Here is a 20474-nt window from a genome sequence, read left to right on the forward strand (position 1 = left end):
TTTCCGCTTAACAGCATACGATCCCTCATTCGGAATTTTTCATATGTATATTCTTCAGGGGGATCAATCGCACTTGAATGAGGGTAGGCGCATATCATGCAATTATTAAGGGTGGTGAACCACTTGGAGAATGAAAAGAGCGGACTAAGCCCGATAGAACTTGAAAAAAACGAATGGAGGAAACAAGAGAGGAACAGAAAGCAGCAACGCTGGCTCACCCTCGCGTCGCCGTTATTCCTCCTCGGGCTGTGGGAGATTCTGGCGCGCAGCGGGATGATCGATTCACGCTTTTTCCCTCCGCCAACGACCATTGTTCAGACCTTCTGGGATCTGGCGTTAAGCGGCGAGCTGCTTCCGCATGTAGGGATAAGCTTGACACGGATCTTTATGGGCTTTGCGGCGGGAACGATACCGGGTGTTCTCCTTGGACTGCTTATGGGAATGTACCGGCCGTTAAAATCATTTTTTTCTCCCCTGCTGATGGCCTTAATGCCGATCCCGACACTTGCGTTGATGCCGCTGATCCTCATCTTGTTCGGCATCGGCGAGGTATCCAAGGTGGTTACGATCGCGGGCAGCGTTTTTTTTCCTGTTGTGATCAACACCGCTGTCGGCGTGGCAAATATCGACCGTTCTTATGTAGATGTAGCGAAAAACTACGGTGCCGGCCCTGGGCAGTTCTTTTTTCGAATCGCCTTGCCCGGTGCGCTGCCTGTCATGATGGAAGGAATTCAGATGGGTCAGGCCATTGCGCTCTTGACCATCGTGGCGGCGGAAATGATCGGAGCGGATTCGGGAATCGGATATCTCATATGGAGCTCGTACAAAGTATTTAATTTCAAGCCGATGTATGTCGGGTTGATCCTGATCTCCTTTTTCGGCTATTTATTCTCCATTCTGCTTCGCTGGCTTCAGCAGAAACTGGTTCCTTGGCAATAACTGCGCATCGCGCCGACGTCTGGCTTAGGGGGGGACAATGTGACTAGAGAGATCAAGATTTCCATCAACCGTCTCACTAAGGCGTTTTATGCGAAAAATCGTCATGTGACGGCGCTGAAGGATGTTACTCTGCAAGTCGAGGAAGGTGAATTCGTTTGTCTCGTCGGCCCAAGCGGATGCGGCAAAACAACGCTTCTTCGTATTCTCGCCGGCTTGGAACAGCCCAGTGCGGAAGCTTCACCATTGTCAGGAGCGGCGACGATAAACCGCTTCAGTCGATGATCTTCCAACAAAACGGCGTGATTCCCTGGATGACGGTAAAAGACAATGTCGCGTTCGGCTTGAAGATGCGCCGATTGCCGTCGGCCTTAGTGAAGGAACGAGTGGATTATTACCTGCACAAGGTCGGGCTGTCTCAATTCGCCAACCTGTATCCGAAGGAGCTCTCCGGCGGCATGAAGCAAAGAGTGAGCATCGCCCGGGCGTTCGCCAACGATCCGGAAATATTGCTGATGGATGAACCGTTCGCAGCATTGGATGAGCAGAATAAATTCATTTTGCAAGAAGAGCTTCTTAACATATGGGGCGAAACCAAGAAAACCGTTCTGTTTATTACACACAGCATTGATGAAGCGATGATGCTGGGCGACCGCACGATCCTATTTTCAGCGCACCCGGGAACAATCGTCGGCGATAAAAGAATGGAGCTTCCAAGACCGCGCACAACCGCAGGAATACGTTCCGACCGCAGAATGACCGATATGTTCGTCGAAATTTGGAATCACCTGCAAAAAGAAGTACAGCGCTCGAGAGAACTTTCATAAAAGGGATGATTGCGTTGAAAAAGTGGAGCATGTCCTTATTGTCAATTGTTGTTATGACGGCTTTGGTGCTGGCGGGATGCAATCGAGGAGACTCTGCCGAACCGTCCGCTTCCGCCTCCGGTTCCACAGGGCAAGAACAGGCTGCGGGCGAAGATCTTGCTCCGCTCAAGGAGAAGACTAAGGTCATTATCGCCGAGGACGGCGCCGCATCCGGTGCGGGCTTTTATATCGCCGACAAAAAAGGTTACTTCAAAAACTATAATATCGATGTCGAGTTCGCCACATTCTCCAACAGCGATGATATGCTTCCCGCTTTAGCGGCCGGCCAGATTGATATCGCAGGTGGCATATCCACCGCATCGTTCTTCAACTCCATCGCCCAAGGCATCAATGTCAAAATGATCGCGGACAAAGGGCATAACAGGAAAGGCGAATCGTATTTCACCTTTGTCATCGATAAGGATCAGGAAGGTGTCATTAAGGACTACAAGGATTTGAAGGGCAAGCGAATCGCGGTGTCGGGCGAAAATTCCGTAGACGATTATATATTCCAGGAGATGCTGAATCACGCAGGATTTACCCGCGATGACGTGCAGTTTGTTCTCATTCCTGACTTCCCTAACATGCTTGCAGGAATGGAAACCAATTCGCTGGATGCTGCTCTGCAGATAGAACCGCTCATTACGAAAGGCGCGGCAGACGGGATTCACGTCAAGTTCCTGGATGCTACCGATTTCGCCCCTGAAGCCCAGATTGCGATGGTGCTGGCTTCACCGAAATTTGTAGATGAGAAGCGCGATGTCGCCATCCGGTTTATGCTTGCCTACCTGAAGGGACTGCGTGATTATAACGATGTATTCGTAAAAGGAACCGGAGATAAAGAGGGCGTAATTAACATCATGACGGAGTATACGGCTCTCAAGGAACCGAAGTTATGGGAGCAGGTGAACGTCACCGGACTTGACCCTAACGGCAAAATGTTCGTAGATGACATTAAGAAACAGTATGAGTGGTATAAGGAAAGAGGAGCTTTGATCAAAGATATCGATCTGAACCAGGCGATCGATACGTCCCTCGCTGAAGAGGCGGTAAAGATTCTCGGTCAATATTGAGACAGAAGGCCATCCCTCTCTTCGGAAGGGATGGCCTCTTTATCGCTGCAGCTAATCTTTCTGTTGTGACAACCGTTCACGCACCATTGACAGATTTGACTTGAAATCGGATGTAAAATACCAAGCTTGGTAACTCTCAGGAACAGGGATGTCATCAATATTCAGGTCGTTGCGCAGAATGTCAGCGGCCAGCGCAAAAATATGATGGATGTAGCTTCGAACTTGATGGATGGAGTTCCGGGAACAAACATTTCCATGGCCCGGCACGATAATTTCCGGATTCAACGCTTCCACTTTGTCGAGAATTTGCAGCCATTGTTGCGGGTTGCCATGGCTCATGACAGGATGATGATCGGACAGGACGAGGTCCCCCATAATGGCGGCTTTGTCCTCCGGCAAATAGAGAAACGCATCGCTTTCCGTATGTCCTCCGCCGTATGTAATAAGCTCCACAGTGCGCCGGCTGCCGTGTATGGTCAACTGTTGATCGAAAGTCAGATTCGGCAGCGTATTGACCAGGTTAGGGAGCATTTTCATATATTCCCGATCGCTCGCGATCTCCCATTGCATCTCTTGTTTTATTTTCTCATTCTTCTCTTGCTTCATTTTCTCTTCATATTCGTCGATTGCACGGTAAAGAAGTTCCGGTTCGGCACGATGTCTGCTAAGCCTCTGCTCAACAGCAGTAGCCATGACCTCACGTGTTTTACCGGTGGAAATGATCCGTGCGTCAGGTGCAAACACCTGATTGCCGCAAGTGTGATCCCCGTGCCAATGAGTATTAAATACATAAGAGACCGGCCGTCCGGTAAGATGCTCTGCAGCGTCCTTCAAATCCTGCGCTGCCTGAAGAGTCAGCAATGAATCCACGACCAGCGTCTCGTCTCCCAGATCGACAATAGCGGCATTCCCCAAAGAACCTGTGCCCGGGTAAGAGATCGCGGCAAATACGCCCTCTGCAACCTTTTGCAGCCGAAAATGTTTCGATACGGGAATTGTCTCGGAAATAGATGCCATAAACAAACCTCCTCATTTCTCAAGAAAAGAGCTTGAATATTTTGTTCCTCAGCTTCTTGCCCATTAACTCTGCGCGCTGCTGCTTCGTGTCTTCATCGTCGGGGTACAATTCCAGAATTCTGTCCGAAACGATAAGAGCCTCTTTAACGGCATCTCTGTCTTTTAATAGAACCATTTTCAAAAACAACAAACTCAAGTTCTCACCGTCAATTTTTAGTGCGTTTAAGCATTGCTCTTCGGCGACGGCGTTATTATCGAGATAATAGAGTGCCCATGCCCGATTTTGATGTGCGACCATATAAGACGGATCTAGATCCAAAGCCGCTCTGCTTTGCATGACGCACTTTTCATATTCTTGCAGACGCAGATGAGATGTACCTTTTTCTACGTATGCGTGCACCAAGGCGGGATCTAAATCAATAGCGCGGTCCAAATAACCCAATGCTTCCCTGTTGTTGGCCAGTTGATTATAAGCGCATCCGATCGAGTAGAAAGCATAAGCGTGCAATGGATTAAGTTCTATGGTTTTTTCGTATTCGACGGCAGCCTCCTGGAAATTCCCCTGCTCGTATTGAATATCCCCTCTCGTGTAATAGAACTTATCCCGGTTCTCAACCGGCAGAGCGATTGCATGCTCGGCTGTTCTCAGTGCTTCATCAAAATTAGACAGCTGCTTAAAAGCAAGGACTTTATAAAAATAAGCATCGGCATACCCATTATTGTGTTCGATCGCTTGATTAAAGCAGCGGATGGCTTCTTCATAATTGTTCGCCTCATAGTGGCAGAGCCCTTTGCAGAAATAGGCGTCCGCATTGCGCTCATCCAATTCCAGAGCCAAGTCGCAATATTCGATAGCTTCAGCATTCCGGTCCATTAAATAAAGAGCATTCGCTTTCTGATAATACAGCCTGCTGTCCTTAAGCCCGTATTCCGCCGCTTTGTTAAACTTGTTAAGAACATCCTCATATTGCCTTACCTTGGTCAGAAGCTTCATCTGAACCACGATCGCTTCCGTGAAAGCGGGAGACAGACTCAGCGCCTCCTCACAAGCTTCATTGCACTCCCCGTACAATTCCAGGCCCAATAAAGCCTCGGCTTTATTCTTGAAAGCATGCGACATGCCAGGCTCCAGACTGATCGCTTTAGACGCGGCTGCCAGCGCCTCGTTATGCTTCTTCATTTTATTAAGAACGTAGGCTTTATTGTTGTAGATGAAAGCAGCATCCGGCTTAAGCTCCGCCGCTTCATCGTAACAATGGACGGATTCCTCATAATGCCCGAACTCATCGAGAACATGAGCTTTGAACACAATCAGATCGTAATCGTGAGGATAAGCTTCCAGTGCTTCGTTCACCTTGGCGTAAGCCAATTCTTGTTTTCCCTGTTGGTATAACGAGATACAGAGCAATTCATAGATTTTGCCGCTCAGCCGGTTCTGCGCTTCCATCTCAGTGAGAAGATTATAGCTTTCTTCCGATTGGTTCAGTTCAATGTAAGCCTTGGCAAGCTTGAATTTGGTGTCTATATCATCCGGATCCGCAGCTGCTCGTTCAATCAGTGTCGCCAGCTGAAAATGATGCGCCGAATTCAGCAGATTTTGGACTTCATGATCTTGCGGCAGCAATCCTCTCAGCTTGTTCAAATGCTCGATTGCGGCTTCATAATTTCCTAAGCTTACGCCGCATTTTCCTAATGAGAACAGCACATCCACATGGTCATGCTGCACCACTACAGCTTTGCCGAAATCGCGATTCGCCTGATCGAGGTTACCTAGCCTAAAATGCAAATGCCCTCTGTAATAATGGGCAAAAGTATCATTCTCGTCCTGTTCGATCAGCGCTGTGTAAATACGATTCGCTTCTGTTATGTCTCCGTTTGCCGCCGCATATCTCGCCGTTAAGATCAATAAGTCCGGGTGGTCCGGGCAGATCGCCTTGGCAGCGTTAATGGATTGGTGCGCGAGGTAATAATCAAAGCCGTCCAATGCCCTGCTTCCATTATGATACTCCGTAATGAAATCGTCCTGCCGTCCGTTCTCACAGCGAAGCAGCCATTCATAACGAAACAGATCATTCTTGCTCACTCTGCGTACGACAAAATCAACGAAATTCTTATCAAATTGCGAGTATAACCTTGCCGAATCGCGCTCCAGGCGAAGTAGCTGTCGAACAGCACCCAGATTTGATGGGGAAGGTAAAACCGGTCGGTCAGAAAGCCGAGAATCCGACTGCTCACTTCTGTGCTGCTGTCGATCTGGTAGCAAACGTCCTGCTCCAAAATTTCCTTCCAGGCGCCCATGTTCAACCTTTTCCCGTAATCGTTATAAATGGCTTCAAAGCTGTTCATAAATTCGTCTACGGTCGATAGTGACTTGGACGTTGAATTGTTATCGCTATGTATGGATGAGACGGCTTGTTCATAAGCTTCCCTTAACTTTTGAAAGCCTTCAGGGTCTGTTTCCGGAGAGTAAATCTGCAGCATCCGCGAGTACGCCCTCTTAATCAACTTGATATCTGTCGTAGGATCTATGCCAAGTATTTGGAAACTGTCCATTAGAAGCCTCCCTTAGTATCGATAGAATCAAAAATATCTTTCAATTGATTGCGCATCTCTTTAATCTGTCTTGTATCTTGCTTCTCCAGCACCTCTTCAAACGCCCTCAATAACTGTCCGATTTCCAGTCTGACATCCCCGATTTTTTCCTCGAACAATCTTTCGCCGCGTGCCATGATCAATCGGTTCTCCTGATGTTCGCGAGGATGTATTTTCAATTGAGATAAGCTTTCTATGCTTCTGACAATTTCTTCTTTGCTCATATGGCCGGGATCTTTCTCGATGACCATCTCTTTTTTCATACCGGTGGATACGACGGTCACTTCAACTTGCAGTATGCCGTTCACATCATAGGTGAACCTGACGTCGATCGCCTCTTCACCCGCAGGTTTGGCAGGGACGGGTACGTTCAATTCACCCAGATAAATATTGTCTTTGGATAGCCGGGATTCGCCTTGTAAAATGTCTATGTTTATCACTTTCTGATTGTCATGTAACGTATAGAGCCGCTCCACTCTGCTGATCGGGATCGTCGTGTTTCGCTCGATGATCGGCAAGAAATGTCCGGATTCATGATATCCCGCCTTTCTCACGGATACCGTCGTGCCCAGCGTATAGGGGCACACATCCGTCAGAATCACTTCCTTGAGCATAGCATCCTTACCCTTTAATGCAGCTTGAATCCCTGCACCCATAGCAACGACCTCGTCCGGATTGATATTCGCGTAAGCGAGCTGGCCGAACAGCTTGCTCACAAACGAACGAATGATGGGCAGCTTGGTTGCTCCGCCCACCAGCAGAATGGCGTCCAGATCTTTTATTTTCAGTGTGGCGTCATTCAGTGCCCGTTCGATCGGATCCCGAAGTCTATGGAACAGATGTTTCGAAGCCGCTTCGAATTCATCCAATGTAATATCCTGCGAATACACCTCATCCTGAATGGAACAGGTGATGGTCGTTGTCTTGCTCTCGTTAAAAGCCCGCTTGGCGATCTCTGCCTGTTTTCGTAACAGCGTCAGCGTTTTTCTGTCCAGCTGCCCGGCGTTCAGGGAATGCTGCTTCAAGAACAGAGAAGTCAGTACATCGGTAAAATCTTCGCCGCCCAAGTAGTTGTCGCCTGTCACCGCTCTAACTTCCATCACGTTCTCGAACAATTCCAGTATCGAAACGTCGAACGTTCCGCCCCCTAAGTCAAACACAAGAAACTTCGTATCCGCATTCCTCAAATGAAGACCGTAGGAGATGGCGGCAGCGGTGGGCTCCGTAATCAATCGCTCTACTTTTAAGCCTGCCAGTTCACCGGCTCTTTTGGTCGCCCTCTTCTGCGCATCGCTAAAATAGGCAGGAACACTGATAACCGCTTCATGAACGGAATGTCCCAGAAAATGTTCCGCGTCCTGACGCAGGCTTCCGATGATCAATGCCGATAGCTCTTCCGGCAAAAACTCCTTGGTTCCGAGCCGATACTTCTTCTTGGTGCCCATATGGCGCTTGAATACGGATGCGCTCATGTCCGGGTGGGTGATCTGCCTCTCCTTGGCGATCTCTCCGATCAGTACTTCACCATGGTCGTCGATACTGACTACCGAAGGCGTCAGATTATGGCCCAAGGCGTTCGGGATCATCACGGACCCCTGCTCCTTCCAAAATGAAACAGCACTATTCGTCGTCCCCAAATCAATTCCAATGATCGTCATAAATCCCTCCGCGGTGAGTTGCAGTTAAGCCTAATATTCGTCAAATTTTTACATAATCCTTCCTTTTGTTATGGGTACTTCTGCTTGAATCCAAAACAAATAACCCCGAATATATAACCTGAAGGTTACATATTCGGGGTTATAGGAATGTCAGACGAAAATTTCAGCCTACAATAAGCGCATACACGACTCCGGGACCATGAACACCGATCGTTAAGTCGTTCTCTATATCCGCAGATCGGCTGGGACCTGAAATGAAATGAATTCCTGCCGGCAAGTGCGCGCCGCCGGCATCATCGAAGTCCGCCAGGATTTCTCCCAGACGCGTCTTGATTCTCTCCACCGGTAAGATAGCGATTAACACAGTCGGCAGCAGGCTGACCGTTCTTCCTTTGTCTTTCGAGGATAATACCGTTATCGAACCTGTGTATGCGGCCGCATAATCCGCAACCACTACGCCAAAATCCGCCTCTGCCGCGCATGCTTTCCAGTGCTGCTCCGAATTGCTGTTCCAAACCAAAATCTTAACCTCAGGCAAAGCGCTTTCGAGATTCAAAGCGTCCAGCTCCGGTTCATTTTGACGAATTACATATTTAACGCTCATCTCGGCCGATTTATCGGTAATGAACTGTCGTACCTCTGCCATGTCGGCCAGCCGTAATACGTGTCCGCCGGCACTTCTGAAATTGTCCGTAAATTTCTCAATTCTCTCCTGTTCCGTCCACTGAAATGTTTGCCAGAAGTCCGGGGCGCCGCGGAAAGGATGGCTAGGCGGCTCTGTTACACGCGGCCTATTCAGTTTGCGGGCAATGCCGTTCATGAACAGCATTTGTTTATCACGGGACTGTGCATCCATATACGCCAGCCAATCCTTATGCTCATCGTTCATGACTATGACTCGCTCCCTCCGCCCGTTTCTTGATGGCTGCTTCCATCCGGCTCTTAACAGCAGGATCCATATCCTTAAGGCCGTGGCGAATCTCTTCTTCCAGCGTACGCCAGCCGTCGCGGAAAGATTTCTTAGGCAAGCTAGGTGCAATCCGGTAGCTGTTCCAGCCTTTCAGCGGTCCGAGCTTTACCTTGATGCCGCCGTCACGGACAACAAGCTTCTGACCCCACTTCCCGAGCTTTAACATCCCGTTGAATCTGCCGGACTTGGCCATCACCGCAGCGAAACCTTTCATACCCAGCGATTCCAGCTTACTGCCGTGACCGTTCTCCACCTTGCGCCTGCGTAAATAAATGAGCATTTCATGGAGCGGAATCTTCACCGGACAGGCCTCATAGCAAGCTCCACAAAGGCTTGAGGCATTGGCGATATCATCCCATTCCGCAACGTTCTTGTTGAGCGCCGGCGTCAAGACGGCTCCAATCGGCCCGCTGTAGGTACCGCCGTATGCATGACCGCCGATATGACGGTAGACAGGGCAAGCGTTTAAACAAGCGCCGCAGCGGATGCAGTTGAGCAGCTCCTGAAACTCGGGGTCTCCAAGCTGTAAAGATCGTCCGTTATCTACAATAATGATATGCATTTCCTCAGGACCGTCGGCATCTTCTTCACGTCTCGGCCCCGTAATGCCCGACATATATACCGTCAATTTCTGGCCGGTTGCGGAACGGGGCAGCAATGTCGCCATCACTTCGAGATCCGCCCACGTAGGAACAATGCGTTCCATGCCCATCAATGTAATTTGGGTTTTCGGTACGGTCGTAACCATCCGAGCGTTGCCTTCGTTCTCGAAAAGCACCATTGAACCGGTTTCAGCAACAGCGAAATTGCATCCCGTCATGCCGATATCCGCTTCCAGAAATTTTTGGCGCAGCTTCCTGCGGACAAAGCCTGCCAGAATGGCTGTATCCGCAGGCAGTGTTTCACCCGCTTCCACAGAGAGCAGCTCTGCGATCTGATAGCGATTCTTATGAATGGCAGGAATAATAATGTGGGATGGCGTTTCCCCGGCTAACTGAATAATGTACTCACCCAAATCCGTCTCCACCGCTTCAACTCCGATGGATTCCAACGCATGATTCAAGTGCAGCTCTTCCGTGACCATAGATTTGGATTTCACTACGGTGTGCGCTTTTTTGCGTTCAGCGATCTGCAATGAGATATTAACCGCTTCCTGAGCGGTGTCTGCAAAATGGACATGAACGCCATTGGCACGGGCATTGTCTGCGAACAGGTTCAGGTAATAATCGAGATGGGCGATCGTATGCAGGCGAATTTGCCGCCCTCTCTCCCGCCATTCCTCCCAGTTCCCGTGTTGTTCCGCGGCTGTCATTTTACCGCTTCGCAGCCTTTCCGTTGTAAAACGAACGGCTTGGCGTAGAAATTCATTGTTAAGAGCAAGATCCGCCCGTTCCTTTACCGTTGACGATGCCGAAATATCCGTTCCGCTCACGCTTGCTTCACTCCTTCATACAGAAGCTCGGCCAAATGCATGACCCTGACCGGCTCGTTCCGATAACGCAGGTTGCCGGCGATATTCATCAGGCAAGCCATATCAAGCCCGACTAACACTTCCGCTTCCGTTTCTTTCACATGATCGGATTTTTCGCTGACCATCGCCCCGGAGATATCCGCCATTTTTACGGCAAAAGTGCCTCCGAACCCGCAGCAGTCTTCCGCAAACGGAAGCGGCACAAATTCCATACCCTTCACGTTGCGCATGAGCTCCATCGGTTCATCCTTAATGCCAAGCAGGCGGCTGCCGTGACAAGAAGGATGATAAGTCACTCTATGCGGAAAAGCAGCGCCTACGTCGGTAACGCCGAGCACATGGACGAGAAATTGTGAAAATTCGTATGTTTTCTTTTGGAGTTCAATCGCCTTAGAATGCAGCACAGGGTCATGCTCGAACAGCTTCGGATAATGATGGATCATGCCCACGCAAGAACCGGATGGGGAAATAACGAAGTCGCTGCCATCAAAAGCTTCCAAAATGGTCTTGGCCGTTGTCCGGGCTTCCTCCCAATAACCGCTGTTAAAAGCAGGTTGACCGCAGCAGGTTTGCACTTTCGGGAAGTCAAGCTGGACGCCGTACCGTGCAAGCAGGCGCACCATGGCCTCGCCCACACGCGGATAGATCGCGTCGCTCATACAGGTGATGAATAAAGAAACTCTCATAATGCACCTCACCTTCGGCTTAAACGGTTATAACGGTCAACAAAAATGGCAGTAAGACAAAAATGAAAGTCTAAAAATAGCTATTGTCAGAATATTATATATTATATATAATCCATAATACATTATAATTTCAATACTTTCATTAAGTGTAATCTGTTTAAACTAAAGGGGATTTAACATGATAGATAAGCAGTATTTCATTGACAAACAGAGCATCAGCCATGATATCGCCACATATATCAAGCAACAGATTCTAAATGGCGAACTGAACCCCGGCGACCGCATCGTAGAAACCAAAATGGCACGGGACCTTGGGTTGAGCCAAACGCCCGTCAGGGAAGCAATACGTCAGCTGTCAGGGGAAGGCATTATCACAATCGTGCCGAACAAAGGGCCGATTGTTCGAGCGATGGAGAAAGAAGACGTATTAGAAATTTACTCGCTGCGCGCTGTTACTGAAGGTTTCGCTATTCGCCTCGCTACGCAGAAGGCATCTGACGATGACATTGCTGCTCTCGAAGATTTTTACGAGAATATGAAAGCCAAGCTTCATGACGACACCGTTGACTCCTTGCTCGCTGATTCTCTATATATTCATCAGACCATTATGAGGTTGGCCGATCATTCCCGGCTCACCGGCACGTATGAGTCCATCTCCTTTCAAATTTCAATGGTGAACCGCATTCTAGGCAAGGAATCTACGAAAGAAAAAGAAGTAGAGCAGCACATGGAGCTAATTGAAGCATTGAAGGTACGCAATCCGGACGATGCCGAAAAAACGATGCGCAAACACATTTACCGCTCCTACCTGGAATTCATTGAATTAGAAGAGGATGTCCATTCTGAGCACGGTGAGCATCTGTGGTTCTAACCCTACGAGGAGGTTACGACATGACGGATTTCATTCTAGAGATGAAGGATATTTCGAAGTCGTATCATGGTGTAAAAGCGCTGGATCGGGTTACTTTACAGGTTCGGAAAGGTGAAGTTCACGCGTTAATGGGCGAGAATGGTGCTGGAAAATCAACGTTAATGAAGGTACTAACGGGTCTGGTGAAGCCGGATGAAGGAGAGATTCGCTTTTGCGGCTTCCCCGTACGCATCGATACACCGCAAGCGGCCCTCCAGCTCGGTATCGCAATGATTCATCAGGAGCTTAATCCGGTGCCTGAGATGACCGTCGCAGGTAACATTTTCTTAGGGAGAGAGCCGACATATCGGATCACCGGATTCGTCAACACGAAGCTGATGAATCTCCAGGCTGAAGAGCTGCTCCAGCAGTATAAACTGAACGTTCACCCCAATACCAAGGTCTCCCGGCTGAGCTTGGCCCAAAAGCAAATGCTGGAGCTGATTAAAGCTGCTTCTTATCAAGCCAAGCTTCTGATTATGGACGAACCTACCTCAGCTCTATCTGCCGAAGAAGTCGGAACTCTCTTCGAAACGATCGAAAGGCTGCGTAACGATGGGATCCCAATCATCTATATCTCTCACCGTCTGGAAGAGATTTTCAAGATGGCTGACAGGGTCACCATTTTACGCGACGGCCGTTACATAGACAGCCTGCCTATCAAAGACCTGAATAAAGATACATTGATAACCAAAATGGTCGGACGTCCGCTTACCGCCATTTTCCCCAAAGAAGAAGCCGTCATCGGCCCTCCTGTTCTTGAAGTGAAAAACCTTACACGACACGGCTTTTTCGAAGGAATCGACTTTCTTGTGCGCCGCGGTGAGATACTCGGAATCTCCGGCTTGATGGGAGCCGGCCGAACTGAAGTGATGCGCGCGATCTTCGGCTTAGACGGGTTCGACTCAGGCGAGATCCTCCTTGACGGCAAGCCTATTCGTATCCGGAATCCATCCGATGCGATTCGTTCCGGCATCACCATGGTCACCGAAGACCGCAAAGAGCTTGGACTTATTCTCTGTCGTCCAATCCGGGAAAATATGACGCTCCCCAGCATGGACCTCGTTGGCAAAGGATTATTCGTGCGAAGAGGCAGTGAAAGCAGATTGTGCGAGGCTATGACCAGCCAAATTGTAATAAAAATGAGCGATTTCCAACAGCCCGTTCAATCGCTTAGCGGCGGTAACCAACAAAAAGTAGTACTGGCTAAATGGCTCATTCGCAAGCCTAAGGTTCTCATTCTTGATGAACCGACACGGGGTATCGACGTCGGCGCAAAAGCGGAAATTTACCGGCTGATCTCCTCTTTAGCAAAGGAAGGTATGGCAATTATCATGGTGTCATCCGAACTGCCGGAGATCATTGGCATGAGCGACCGCATATTGGTCATGGGTGATGGAAAAATCAAAGGGGAATTTACAGGCAGCGAGGCGACGCAAGAAGACATTTTGGCATGTGCCATCGGAGGTGCGGGAGTTGCTTAAAGAATCCACAATTGTATCCAAATCCGGCGCAATTGCAATCAAGGGACGTTATTCTACGCAGATACTCCACAAGTATGGTCTCATCCTTATCCTGCTTCTTACGGTTCTTATACTCAGCTTCATATCGGAAACTTTCCTTACTTGGACAAACTTGATGAACGTTCTGCGGCAAGTTTCTATTAATGGAATCCTTGCCGTGGGCATGACCTTAGTTATTCTAACCGCTGGGATTGATCTGTCCATCGGCTCACTGATGGCGGTATCCGGTGTCATTGCGGCCAGCATGGTCCAAGGTGATTCTGGCTTTGGCTTGATTTTACTTGCCGTACTTGCAGGCATGGCTGCAGGAGGAGCACTGTCCGGAATCAGCGGTACCATGAGCGCCAAGCTGAATGTCGCCCCTTTCATCGCGACTTTGGCGATGATGACAGTGGCAAGGGGTCTTGCCCTCATCTACACCAACGGCCGCCCAATGGTGGTCGAGTCGAAAACGTTCCTCGCTCTCGGACAAGGGTATATTGGACCCATCCCCACCCCTGTAGTTATTTTTGCCGTCGTCTGCGTTGTCATCGGTGTTTTGCTTAATATGACGAAGTTCGGACGTTATATCTATGCCATTGGAGGAAATGAAAGCGCGGCCAAGGCGTCTGGAGTTAATGTTAACAGGGTTAAAATCGGCGTTTATCTGATCAATGGTTTATTGGCGGGTCTTGCCGGTGTTCTGCTCGCTTCCCGAATCAGCTCCGGACAGCCCAACAGCGGCATGGGTTATGAGCTTGATGCTATTGCGGCTGTCGTCATTGGTGGCACAAGCCTTTTCGGTGGTGTCGGCACCATTACCGGAACGATCGTAGGTGTTCTGATTATCGGAGTTATTAATAACGGACTCAATCTATTGGACGTTTCTTCTTATTATCAGCAGATCATCAAAGGACTGATCATCGCCATAGCAGTCATTCTGGATCAACGCTCAAAAAGGTGAGACAGCCGTTCTCAAAATCGGTATACCGCCCGAATGAGGGCCGCGTATATACAACCATTTCAGAAAGGGGTTTTTGCAGTGTCAATGAGAAGACCGCATCACAATTTATTTAAGGCGTCACTCCTAGTTCTCTTACTCGCTCTGATTGTAGGTTGTTCCAGCAAGAACGGAAACAATGCCGGCTCCACTAACAACGGGGATGCCGCTTCGCCGGTAGCAGCGGCTGCAACGAAGTCAGGTTCCTCGGAGAAATACAAAATCGGCGTAGCGGCGCAAGGCTTATCCCACGAATTTATCAAAGCTCTCATTGAGTCGATGCAGTCCAAAGCTGACGAGCTCGCAGTCGAGCTGGTTGTCATGGACAGTCAGGACAAAATCGAAACACAGCTTAGTCAAGTAGACACACTCGTAGCTCAGAAAGTAGACGCGCTAATTCTCAACTCCGTTGATTTCGTCGGATCCGGACCTGCCGTGGACAAAGCGAAAGAAGCGGGCATTCCCGTCGTCGAAGTCATCACTTTCACGAAAAACGAGAATTACGACGTGTTCGTCGGTACCGATCCGAAACAGTCCGGAATCATGATGGGCGAGTTCCTTGCTAAAGCTCTGAATGGAAAAGGTAACGTAGCCCTGCTGCAGGGGCAAATCGGGCACTCCGCTGAGATTACCCGGGGAGCCGGACTTAAAGAATCGCTTTTCGACAAGTATTCGGACGTGAAGCTGGTCACCGAGCAGACGGCAAACTGGAACCGTGATGAAGCTCTTCGCATAACCGAAGACTGGCTCCAGCGTTTCCCTGAACTGAATGCCATAGCAGCGCAAAACGATGAAATGGCGATGGGAGCTCTGCAAGCGGTGGAAGCTGCGGGGCGGAAGGATGTCATTGTAGCAGGAATTGACGGGATCCCTGATGCTCTGAATGCGGTCAAAGACGGCCGGCTTGGCTCCACCATACTGGACAACGTTACGGCAGAAGGGAAACGTGCCGTAGAAGTGGCCGTCGGACTCATAAAGGGTGAAAAATTCGACAAAAAAGAATTGGTAGACTATGTCCCAATCGATAAGAGCAATGTTGACCAGTATTTGGGCAAATAATCCCTAAAAACATAGAATCTTTCAACAGACATGCCGAAATCGTGCATCCCGCTAGTTTAAGGCGCCATCGGCGGCATGTCTGTTGGTAATAAAAACAGGTTCAGAACTTTACAGGGAGGATAAATATGAAAACTCCTGAAACACTTTACCCTTTCCCTCTTCTACCTACTGCAAAAAACTTAAGTTTGACGGGAATCACTCGAACAATTAACCGTTCATCTTTGAAAGTCCGTCTAGAAGAACCGTTCCTCTCGATTCAAAAAGTTGTAGTTGAAGAGCTGCAGAAGCTTCAATTTTCATCAATTGTATGCGACACCTCAGGACCGAACTCCTCATCACAGCTGATTTTCCTGGCAAGTGAATCTCTTGATCCGGAAGACCGGCTCTCACTTCAGCAAGAGAATGTTCCCGAGCAGTCCTATGTGCTTGAAATTAATGAACGTCAAATCCGCATCGGAGCATTAACAGCCCATGGCGCTCTTTACGGATTAGCCACTCTGGCGCAAATGCTCAGCTATGACTCGAATTCGCAAATCCCTTGTTTGAAAATCATTGATGGCCCCGATGTTCCGGAGCGGGTCATTTCTCCTACTTTGACTTGGTATGCCGGATTTGCCCGTATAGGGTTCGGCATGCAGCTGTGGGACGGCGAACGCTGGAAGCGTTTCGTTGACTGGTGCTTCATCCACAAAATAAATTCCTTAAACATCGTGATGTACGGGTTTTGGCCGTTTGAATTTCCGGAGTACCCGGAGACGGTACTGAGGAACATATCGGTTAAAACATGGTCCAAAGAAACCCGGGATTGGCTCGACGTTTCGTTCACGCACCCCAATTTGATTAAGCCTTTTCTTAGCGACATTATAAATTACGCCAATCGGCGGGGCATTTCGATGTATGCCTATATTGGGCTGAATTCGTACAGCGGAGGATACCCGGTCGTCCATCCGGAAAGCAGGGCCGTTCTTTCGGATGAGTTGCAAAGCAAAGGCCATGTCAACAGTTATGACTCGATGTGCCCTTCTCGGCCGGAGGTGCGTGAGTATCTGATCAACAATGTCAAAAGGATCGAGGAGCTGGGCTTTAACGGCCTCGTATTCGAGGAAAGCGAAGAAGTGCAGTGGTTTTGCCAGTGTGAAGAATGTCAGTTGAAGTATGGGCATCTTGCCCCGAACGACGCAAAGCACACGGTTTCCGTCGAACTGCTTCAGGAATATTCCAAGGTTCTTAGCCCAGTTACACTCATGGGCGTACGTTGGCTGCGGGAGCCTCCTATTGTGAAGTCGGAAAGCTATTTGCAAGATTGGGCGAACAAGCTGCCGAAACACGTGAAACTGTTCTGGGCTCCCGGCCTCGAAGACGACGACCGGGAATTTCTAAAATGGATCGGAATCTTCGGCAAGGACCGTATTTATTCCCGCAACTGCGAAGGCAGCGGCTTTGCGGCAAGTTTGGGCCGAATCCCCTACCTGATTCCCGATACTTTCCCGGATACGCTCAAGAACTATGCTTTCCAGCATTTATGGAACGACATCTCCCAATTTCAAGGGGCCGTAAACCAGAACTGTACGGGCATTAACGGATACGGGTTCGAGTGGTATGGGCATGAGCACTATTTTATGGCGGCGGCTCAATACGGTTGGGACTGCTGGAGGTTCGGACACGACGACTATCTCACCCACGGCTCCCGTCACCTGTTCGGCGAGGAAAACGGGGCACGGTATGAAAGAATCGTACGAAACATTCCTTGCATTCACGAGACGCAAATTTGCGAGAAGCTGCCGTCATTTCCTTTTATGCCTAATAAGTACGTCGGCGATGAAGGTTCCGCCTATCTCGGCTTAATGGCGGATCAAGCGGAACTGGTACTCACTGACTTGCAGGCCATACTCCAAACCCCGGGGCTTACCGACATTCAGTCTGAATGCGCTGAAGCTACTCTGCTAATGGCCAAACGAATGCAAGCGGTGATCCGAGCCGGGCTTTACTATAACCACTTCCTGACTGCGATGAAGAATGGGACCCGCGACTTAACAATTCTCCGTCATTACGCGAAAAAGTCGCTTCATTACGCTGAGGAGAATTACAGCATCATTAAGGAAAACTACTTCGATTCTCATGATCATACTTGGACTGGAGTCGCAATCGGCGAATATTACATTCCGCTCGTTATCAATGAATATAAAAAGGTATTTTCGAGCGTGCTCGGGGACGAGTTCGCACCTGATCCTTCTATAGCACCGATCGTCGGCGGGGAAAGCCTGCCTTGGGAGTGGCTGCTTGAGTGGGGGCCGAGAATTGCCAAAGCAAAGCCGACTGCCGCTATTCGTGAAGGCAACGTATCCATTAGGGTGCCATAAGGAGGCTGCTAAACCGGTGAAACCGCTAGTACTCGGCATTCTGGAAGACCTGATTCGAATCGAGAGCGTGAATCCCCATTATGAAGAAGGTGCTCAAGGCGAAACCGAGGTAACCCGCTACATTGAGCATTTTTGCATAAACGCCGGACTTCCGTGCTATCGGCAGCCGGTATTGCCGGGACGCGACAATCTGATCGTCGAATTGACAACCGGTCACCCCGATCGTGTGCTGCTCTTTGAAGCCCATATGGATACCGTATCCGTCGGCAGCATGACTGACCCGTTTGCGCCCCGTTACGATGGCAACCGTCTGTATGGACGCGGATCTTGCGATACGAAAGGTTCCTTGTCCGCCATGCTGGCTGCCCTTGAATTCTGTGCCCGTAATAGAGACCGGTTCGGCTGCGATATCGTACTGTGTGCCTCTGTAGACGAAGAATATGCCTATCGGGGACTGACGGCCTTTATGGATTTGAATATGAACATTCATGGAGCGGTTGTCGGCGAGCGACTAATCTCGATATCGTCGTCGCTCATAAAGGCTGCGCGCGGTTTGCCGTGACAACTCATGGGAAAGCGGCCCATAGCTCCGTGCCCGGCGAGGGTATCAACGCCATCGTCCATATGACGGCCGTTATCGACTATATTCATCGCTCAATTGAACCGGAGCTGGCTAAGGTTTCCCACCCGCTGTGCGGTGCCTCTACCATCTCCATCGGAAAGATCAGCGGCGGTAAACAGATTAATATCGTTCCCGAATCTTGTGTTATCGAGGTCGACCGGAGAATTATTCCCGGCGAGGATCCGTATCAAGTCATGGACGCTATTACACGACAACTCAACACCCAGATTAGTAGACTCGGTATTGAGCATCAGATTGACACACTACTTCTCGACTGGGCTCTCAACACACCGATTGATGCCCGGATCGTACGGAGCGCGCAAGAAGCCGCGCGAAGGCTGGGATTGAATGCAGCGCCAGCCGGAGCAACCTATGGCAGCGATGCCAGCAAGCTGCAGGCTCTTAAAGGGATCCCGAGCATCGTACTCGGACCTGGTTCAATTAACCAAGCCCATACCGTCAACGAGTGGGTGCCTGTTTCCGAAGTGGAACAAGCCGTGGACTTCTATATTGGAATTGCGGAAAGTTTCGGAGAACAGTGAACCGAAGATACGAGCCGAAGGAGAGAATGGAAGAATGGTAGAAAAGGCTGGCAAAACGATTATCCGCACAGATAAAGCGCCGGTACCTTCCGGAAGTTACTCGCAGGCGGTCAAATACGGAGACCTGGTCTATGTCGCCGGAACCTGTCCCTTTGAACTTGGAACAGGTAAGCTTCTGCATCCTGAGAACATGGAAGAGCAAACCCGACTTGTTCTTCAATACATGTCGGAAATATTGGCGGCGGCCGGAAGTTCCTTAGAACAGGTCGTCAAAGTCACCTCGTACATTAACGACTTGGATCGTTTCCGGGAATACGATACGGCATATAGAGAGTTTTTCCCGGTAGCCCCTCCTGCAAGAAGCACGGTAGAAATCGGCAAATTTCCGCCGGGAATGTGCGTCGAAATTGAATGCATCGCCGGAGTGACGGACTGATGAAACTGTCGGATCGCGTTTACTTGGTCGGAAGCGGAAAATTCGGAATGGAAATGAGCCATTCCATGGACTGTAATGTGTACTTGTTGGATTGCGGCGAGGAATACGCCCTGATCGATGCAGGAAGCGGACTGGAGCCGGAAAGAATTGTCCGGAATATCGAGAACAACGGGATTTCTATGGATCGTGTCACCCATTTGCTGCTTACGCATATTCACGGCGATCACGCGGCGGGAACTGCCTATTGGAGAGAGCGCTTCGGGTTAAAGGTCGCCGTATCGAAGGAAGCCGCCCCTTGGTTGGCAAATGGCGATAGGGACAAGACGAGCCTGAATCACGCCATTAAAGGCGGCGTGTACCCGCCCGATTTCCAGTATCCGGCTTGCCAGGTTGACATTGCGCTGGAGGATGATTGCACTTTGACCATTGGACAGTTATCGCTCTCTGCGCTGGCGACACCCGGGCATTCCCGCGGACACCTTTCCTTCTATTGGGAGGAAAATGGCGATAAGTGCTTGTTCTCTGGAGACGCCGTTTTTGCCGCTGGAAAAGTGGTCATTCAGTACATCTGGGACTGCATCATCGAAGAGTATGCGGCGACAGTCGACAAACTCAATCGACTGAGCATCGACTCATTGTATCCCGGCCATGGCCCGTTCCTTTGCTCTAATGCACGAAACCACATCGAAGCAGCGCACCGTTATTTCAGCAAACTCGAGGTGCCGCCGAACTTATAATCGGCAGCCGGCGATGATGTCAAAAGGAGTGAGGCCT

At 49.6% G+C, this 20474-nt stretch carries 18 protein-coding genes and 1 pseudogene; 12 read left to right on the forward strand and 7 right to left on the reverse strand.

The window, feature by feature from the left end; all coding sequences use genetic code 11:
- The first annotated feature begins 123 nt into the window (after positions 1–123).
- From SD71_RS13250 to SD71_RS13260, 3 genes and pseudogenes are all read left to right on the forward strand, one after another.
- Complete coding sequence (locus SD71_RS13250; protein WP_041064050.1) at positions 124–939, forward strand: ABC transporter permease; 816 nt, start codon at positions 124–126, stop codon at positions 937–939.
- A 39-nt stretch (positions 940–978) separates the two neighbouring features.
- Positions 979–1763 (forward strand): annotated as a pseudogene (locus SD71_RS13255) (ABC transporter ATP-binding protein).
- 14 nt (positions 1764–1777) lie between these two features.
- On the forward strand, positions 1778–2875 hold the full coding sequence (locus tag SD71_RS13260) for an ABC transporter substrate-binding protein (protein ID WP_041064052.1): 1098 nt from the start codon (positions 1778–1780) through the stop codon (positions 2873–2875).
- A 51-nt stretch (positions 2876–2926) separates the two neighbouring features.
- Here the strand turns inward: SD71_RS13260 and SD71_RS13265 are convergent, their stop codons facing one another.
- From SD71_RS13265 to SD71_RS13295, 7 genes are all read right to left on the reverse strand, one after another.
- Positions 2927–3892 (reverse strand): MBL fold metallo-hydrolase, encoded by a 966-nt coding sequence (locus SD71_RS13265; RefSeq protein WP_041063955.1) that lies wholly within the window; start codon positions 3890–3892, stop codon positions 2927–2929.
- A gap of 19 nt (positions 3893–3911) precedes the next feature.
- Entirely contained in the window at positions 3912–5975 is a 2064-nt protein-coding gene (locus SD71_RS13270; RefSeq protein ID WP_041063957.1) for a tetratricopeptide repeat protein, read from the reverse strand.
- Entirely contained in the window at positions 5972–6445 is a 474-nt protein-coding gene (locus tag SD71_RS23640) for a J domain-containing protein (RefSeq protein WP_041063959.1), read from the reverse strand. Before SD71_RS23640 ends, SD71_RS13270 begins: the two co-directional genes overlap by 4 nt.
- Positions 6445–8142 (reverse strand): molecular chaperone HscC, encoded by a 1698-nt coding sequence (locus SD71_RS13280; RefSeq protein ID WP_041063961.1) that lies wholly within the window; start codon positions 8140–8142, stop codon positions 6445–6447. The genes SD71_RS23640 and SD71_RS13280 overlap by 1 nt, the downstream gene beginning before the upstream one ends.
- Positions 8143–8305: 163 nt before the next feature.
- The gene (locus SD71_RS13285) at positions 8306–9031 is read right to left on the reverse strand and encodes a LutC/YkgG family protein (RefSeq protein WP_041063963.1); all 726 of its coding nucleotides are present in this window, start codon (positions 9029–9031) and stop codon (positions 8306–8308) included.
- Entirely contained in the window at positions 9021–10544 is a 1524-nt protein-coding gene (locus SD71_RS13290) for a LutB/LldF family L-lactate oxidation iron-sulfur protein (protein ID WP_235427109.1), read from the reverse strand. The genes SD71_RS13285 and SD71_RS13290 overlap by 11 nt, the downstream gene beginning before the upstream one ends.
- Positions 10541–11269, reverse strand: a complete 729-nt coding sequence (locus SD71_RS13295; RefSeq protein ID WP_041063965.1) for a (Fe-S)-binding protein — start codon at positions 11267–11269, stop codon at positions 10541–10543. The genes SD71_RS13290 and SD71_RS13295 overlap by 4 nt, the downstream gene beginning before the upstream one ends.
- 178 nt (positions 11270–11447) lie before the next feature.
- On the opposite strand from SD71_RS13295, the gene SD71_RS13300 reads away from it, so the two are divergent.
- From SD71_RS13300 to SD71_RS13335, 9 genes are all read left to right on the forward strand, one after another.
- Positions 11448–12140, forward strand: a complete 693-nt coding sequence (locus SD71_RS13300; protein ID WP_041063967.1) for a GntR family transcriptional regulator — start codon at positions 11448–11450, stop codon at positions 12138–12140.
- 20 nt (positions 12141–12160) lie between these two features.
- On the forward strand, positions 12161–13663 hold the full coding sequence (locus SD71_RS13305) for a sugar ABC transporter ATP-binding protein (RefSeq protein WP_041063969.1): 1503 nt from the start codon (positions 12161–12163) through the stop codon (positions 13661–13663).
- Complete coding sequence (locus SD71_RS13310; RefSeq protein WP_407637548.1) at positions 13647–14645, forward strand: ABC transporter permease; 999 nt, start codon at positions 13647–13649, stop codon at positions 14643–14645. The genes SD71_RS13305 and SD71_RS13310 overlap by 17 nt, the downstream gene beginning before the upstream one ends.
- Before the next feature lie 84 nt (positions 14646–14729).
- Positions 14730–15740, forward strand: coding sequence for a substrate-binding domain-containing protein (locus tag SD71_RS13315; protein ID WP_052476239.1), 1011 nt, complete (start codon positions 14730–14732; stop codon positions 15738–15740).
- 125 nt (positions 15741–15865) lie between these two features.
- On the forward strand, positions 15866–18100 hold the full coding sequence (locus SD71_RS13320) for a glycoside hydrolase family 20 zincin-like fold domain-containing protein (protein WP_041063973.1): 2235 nt from the start codon (positions 15866–15868) through the stop codon (positions 18098–18100).
- Positions 18101–18116: 16 nt separating this feature from the next.
- Complete coding sequence (locus tag SD71_RS22305) at positions 18117–18662, forward strand: M20 family metallopeptidase (protein ID WP_052476240.1); 546 nt, start codon at positions 18117–18119, stop codon at positions 18660–18662.
- The gene (locus SD71_RS23645) at positions 18659–19264 is read left to right on the forward strand and encodes a M20 family metallopeptidase (protein WP_152619457.1); all 606 of its coding nucleotides are present in this window, start codon (positions 18659–18661) and stop codon (positions 19262–19264) included. The genes SD71_RS22305 and SD71_RS23645 overlap by 4 nt, the downstream gene beginning before the upstream one ends.
- Before the next feature lie 34 nt (positions 19265–19298).
- Positions 19299–19700 carry a RidA family protein gene (locus tag SD71_RS13330; protein WP_041063975.1) on the forward strand — a complete coding sequence of 134 codons (402 nt, stop codon included), beginning with the start codon at positions 19299–19301 and terminating at the stop codon, positions 19698–19700.
- Entirely contained in the window at positions 19700–20437 is a 738-nt protein-coding gene (locus SD71_RS13335) for an MBL fold metallo-hydrolase (protein WP_041063977.1), read from the forward strand. Before SD71_RS13330 ends, SD71_RS13335 begins: the two co-directional genes overlap by 1 nt.
- The last annotated feature ends 37 nt before the right edge of the window (positions 20438–20474 follow it).

This window comes from Cohnella kolymensis (genome assembly GCF_000829465.1).
GTDB lineage: Bacteria > Bacillota > Bacilli > Paenibacillales > Paenibacillaceae > Cohnella > Cohnella kolymensis.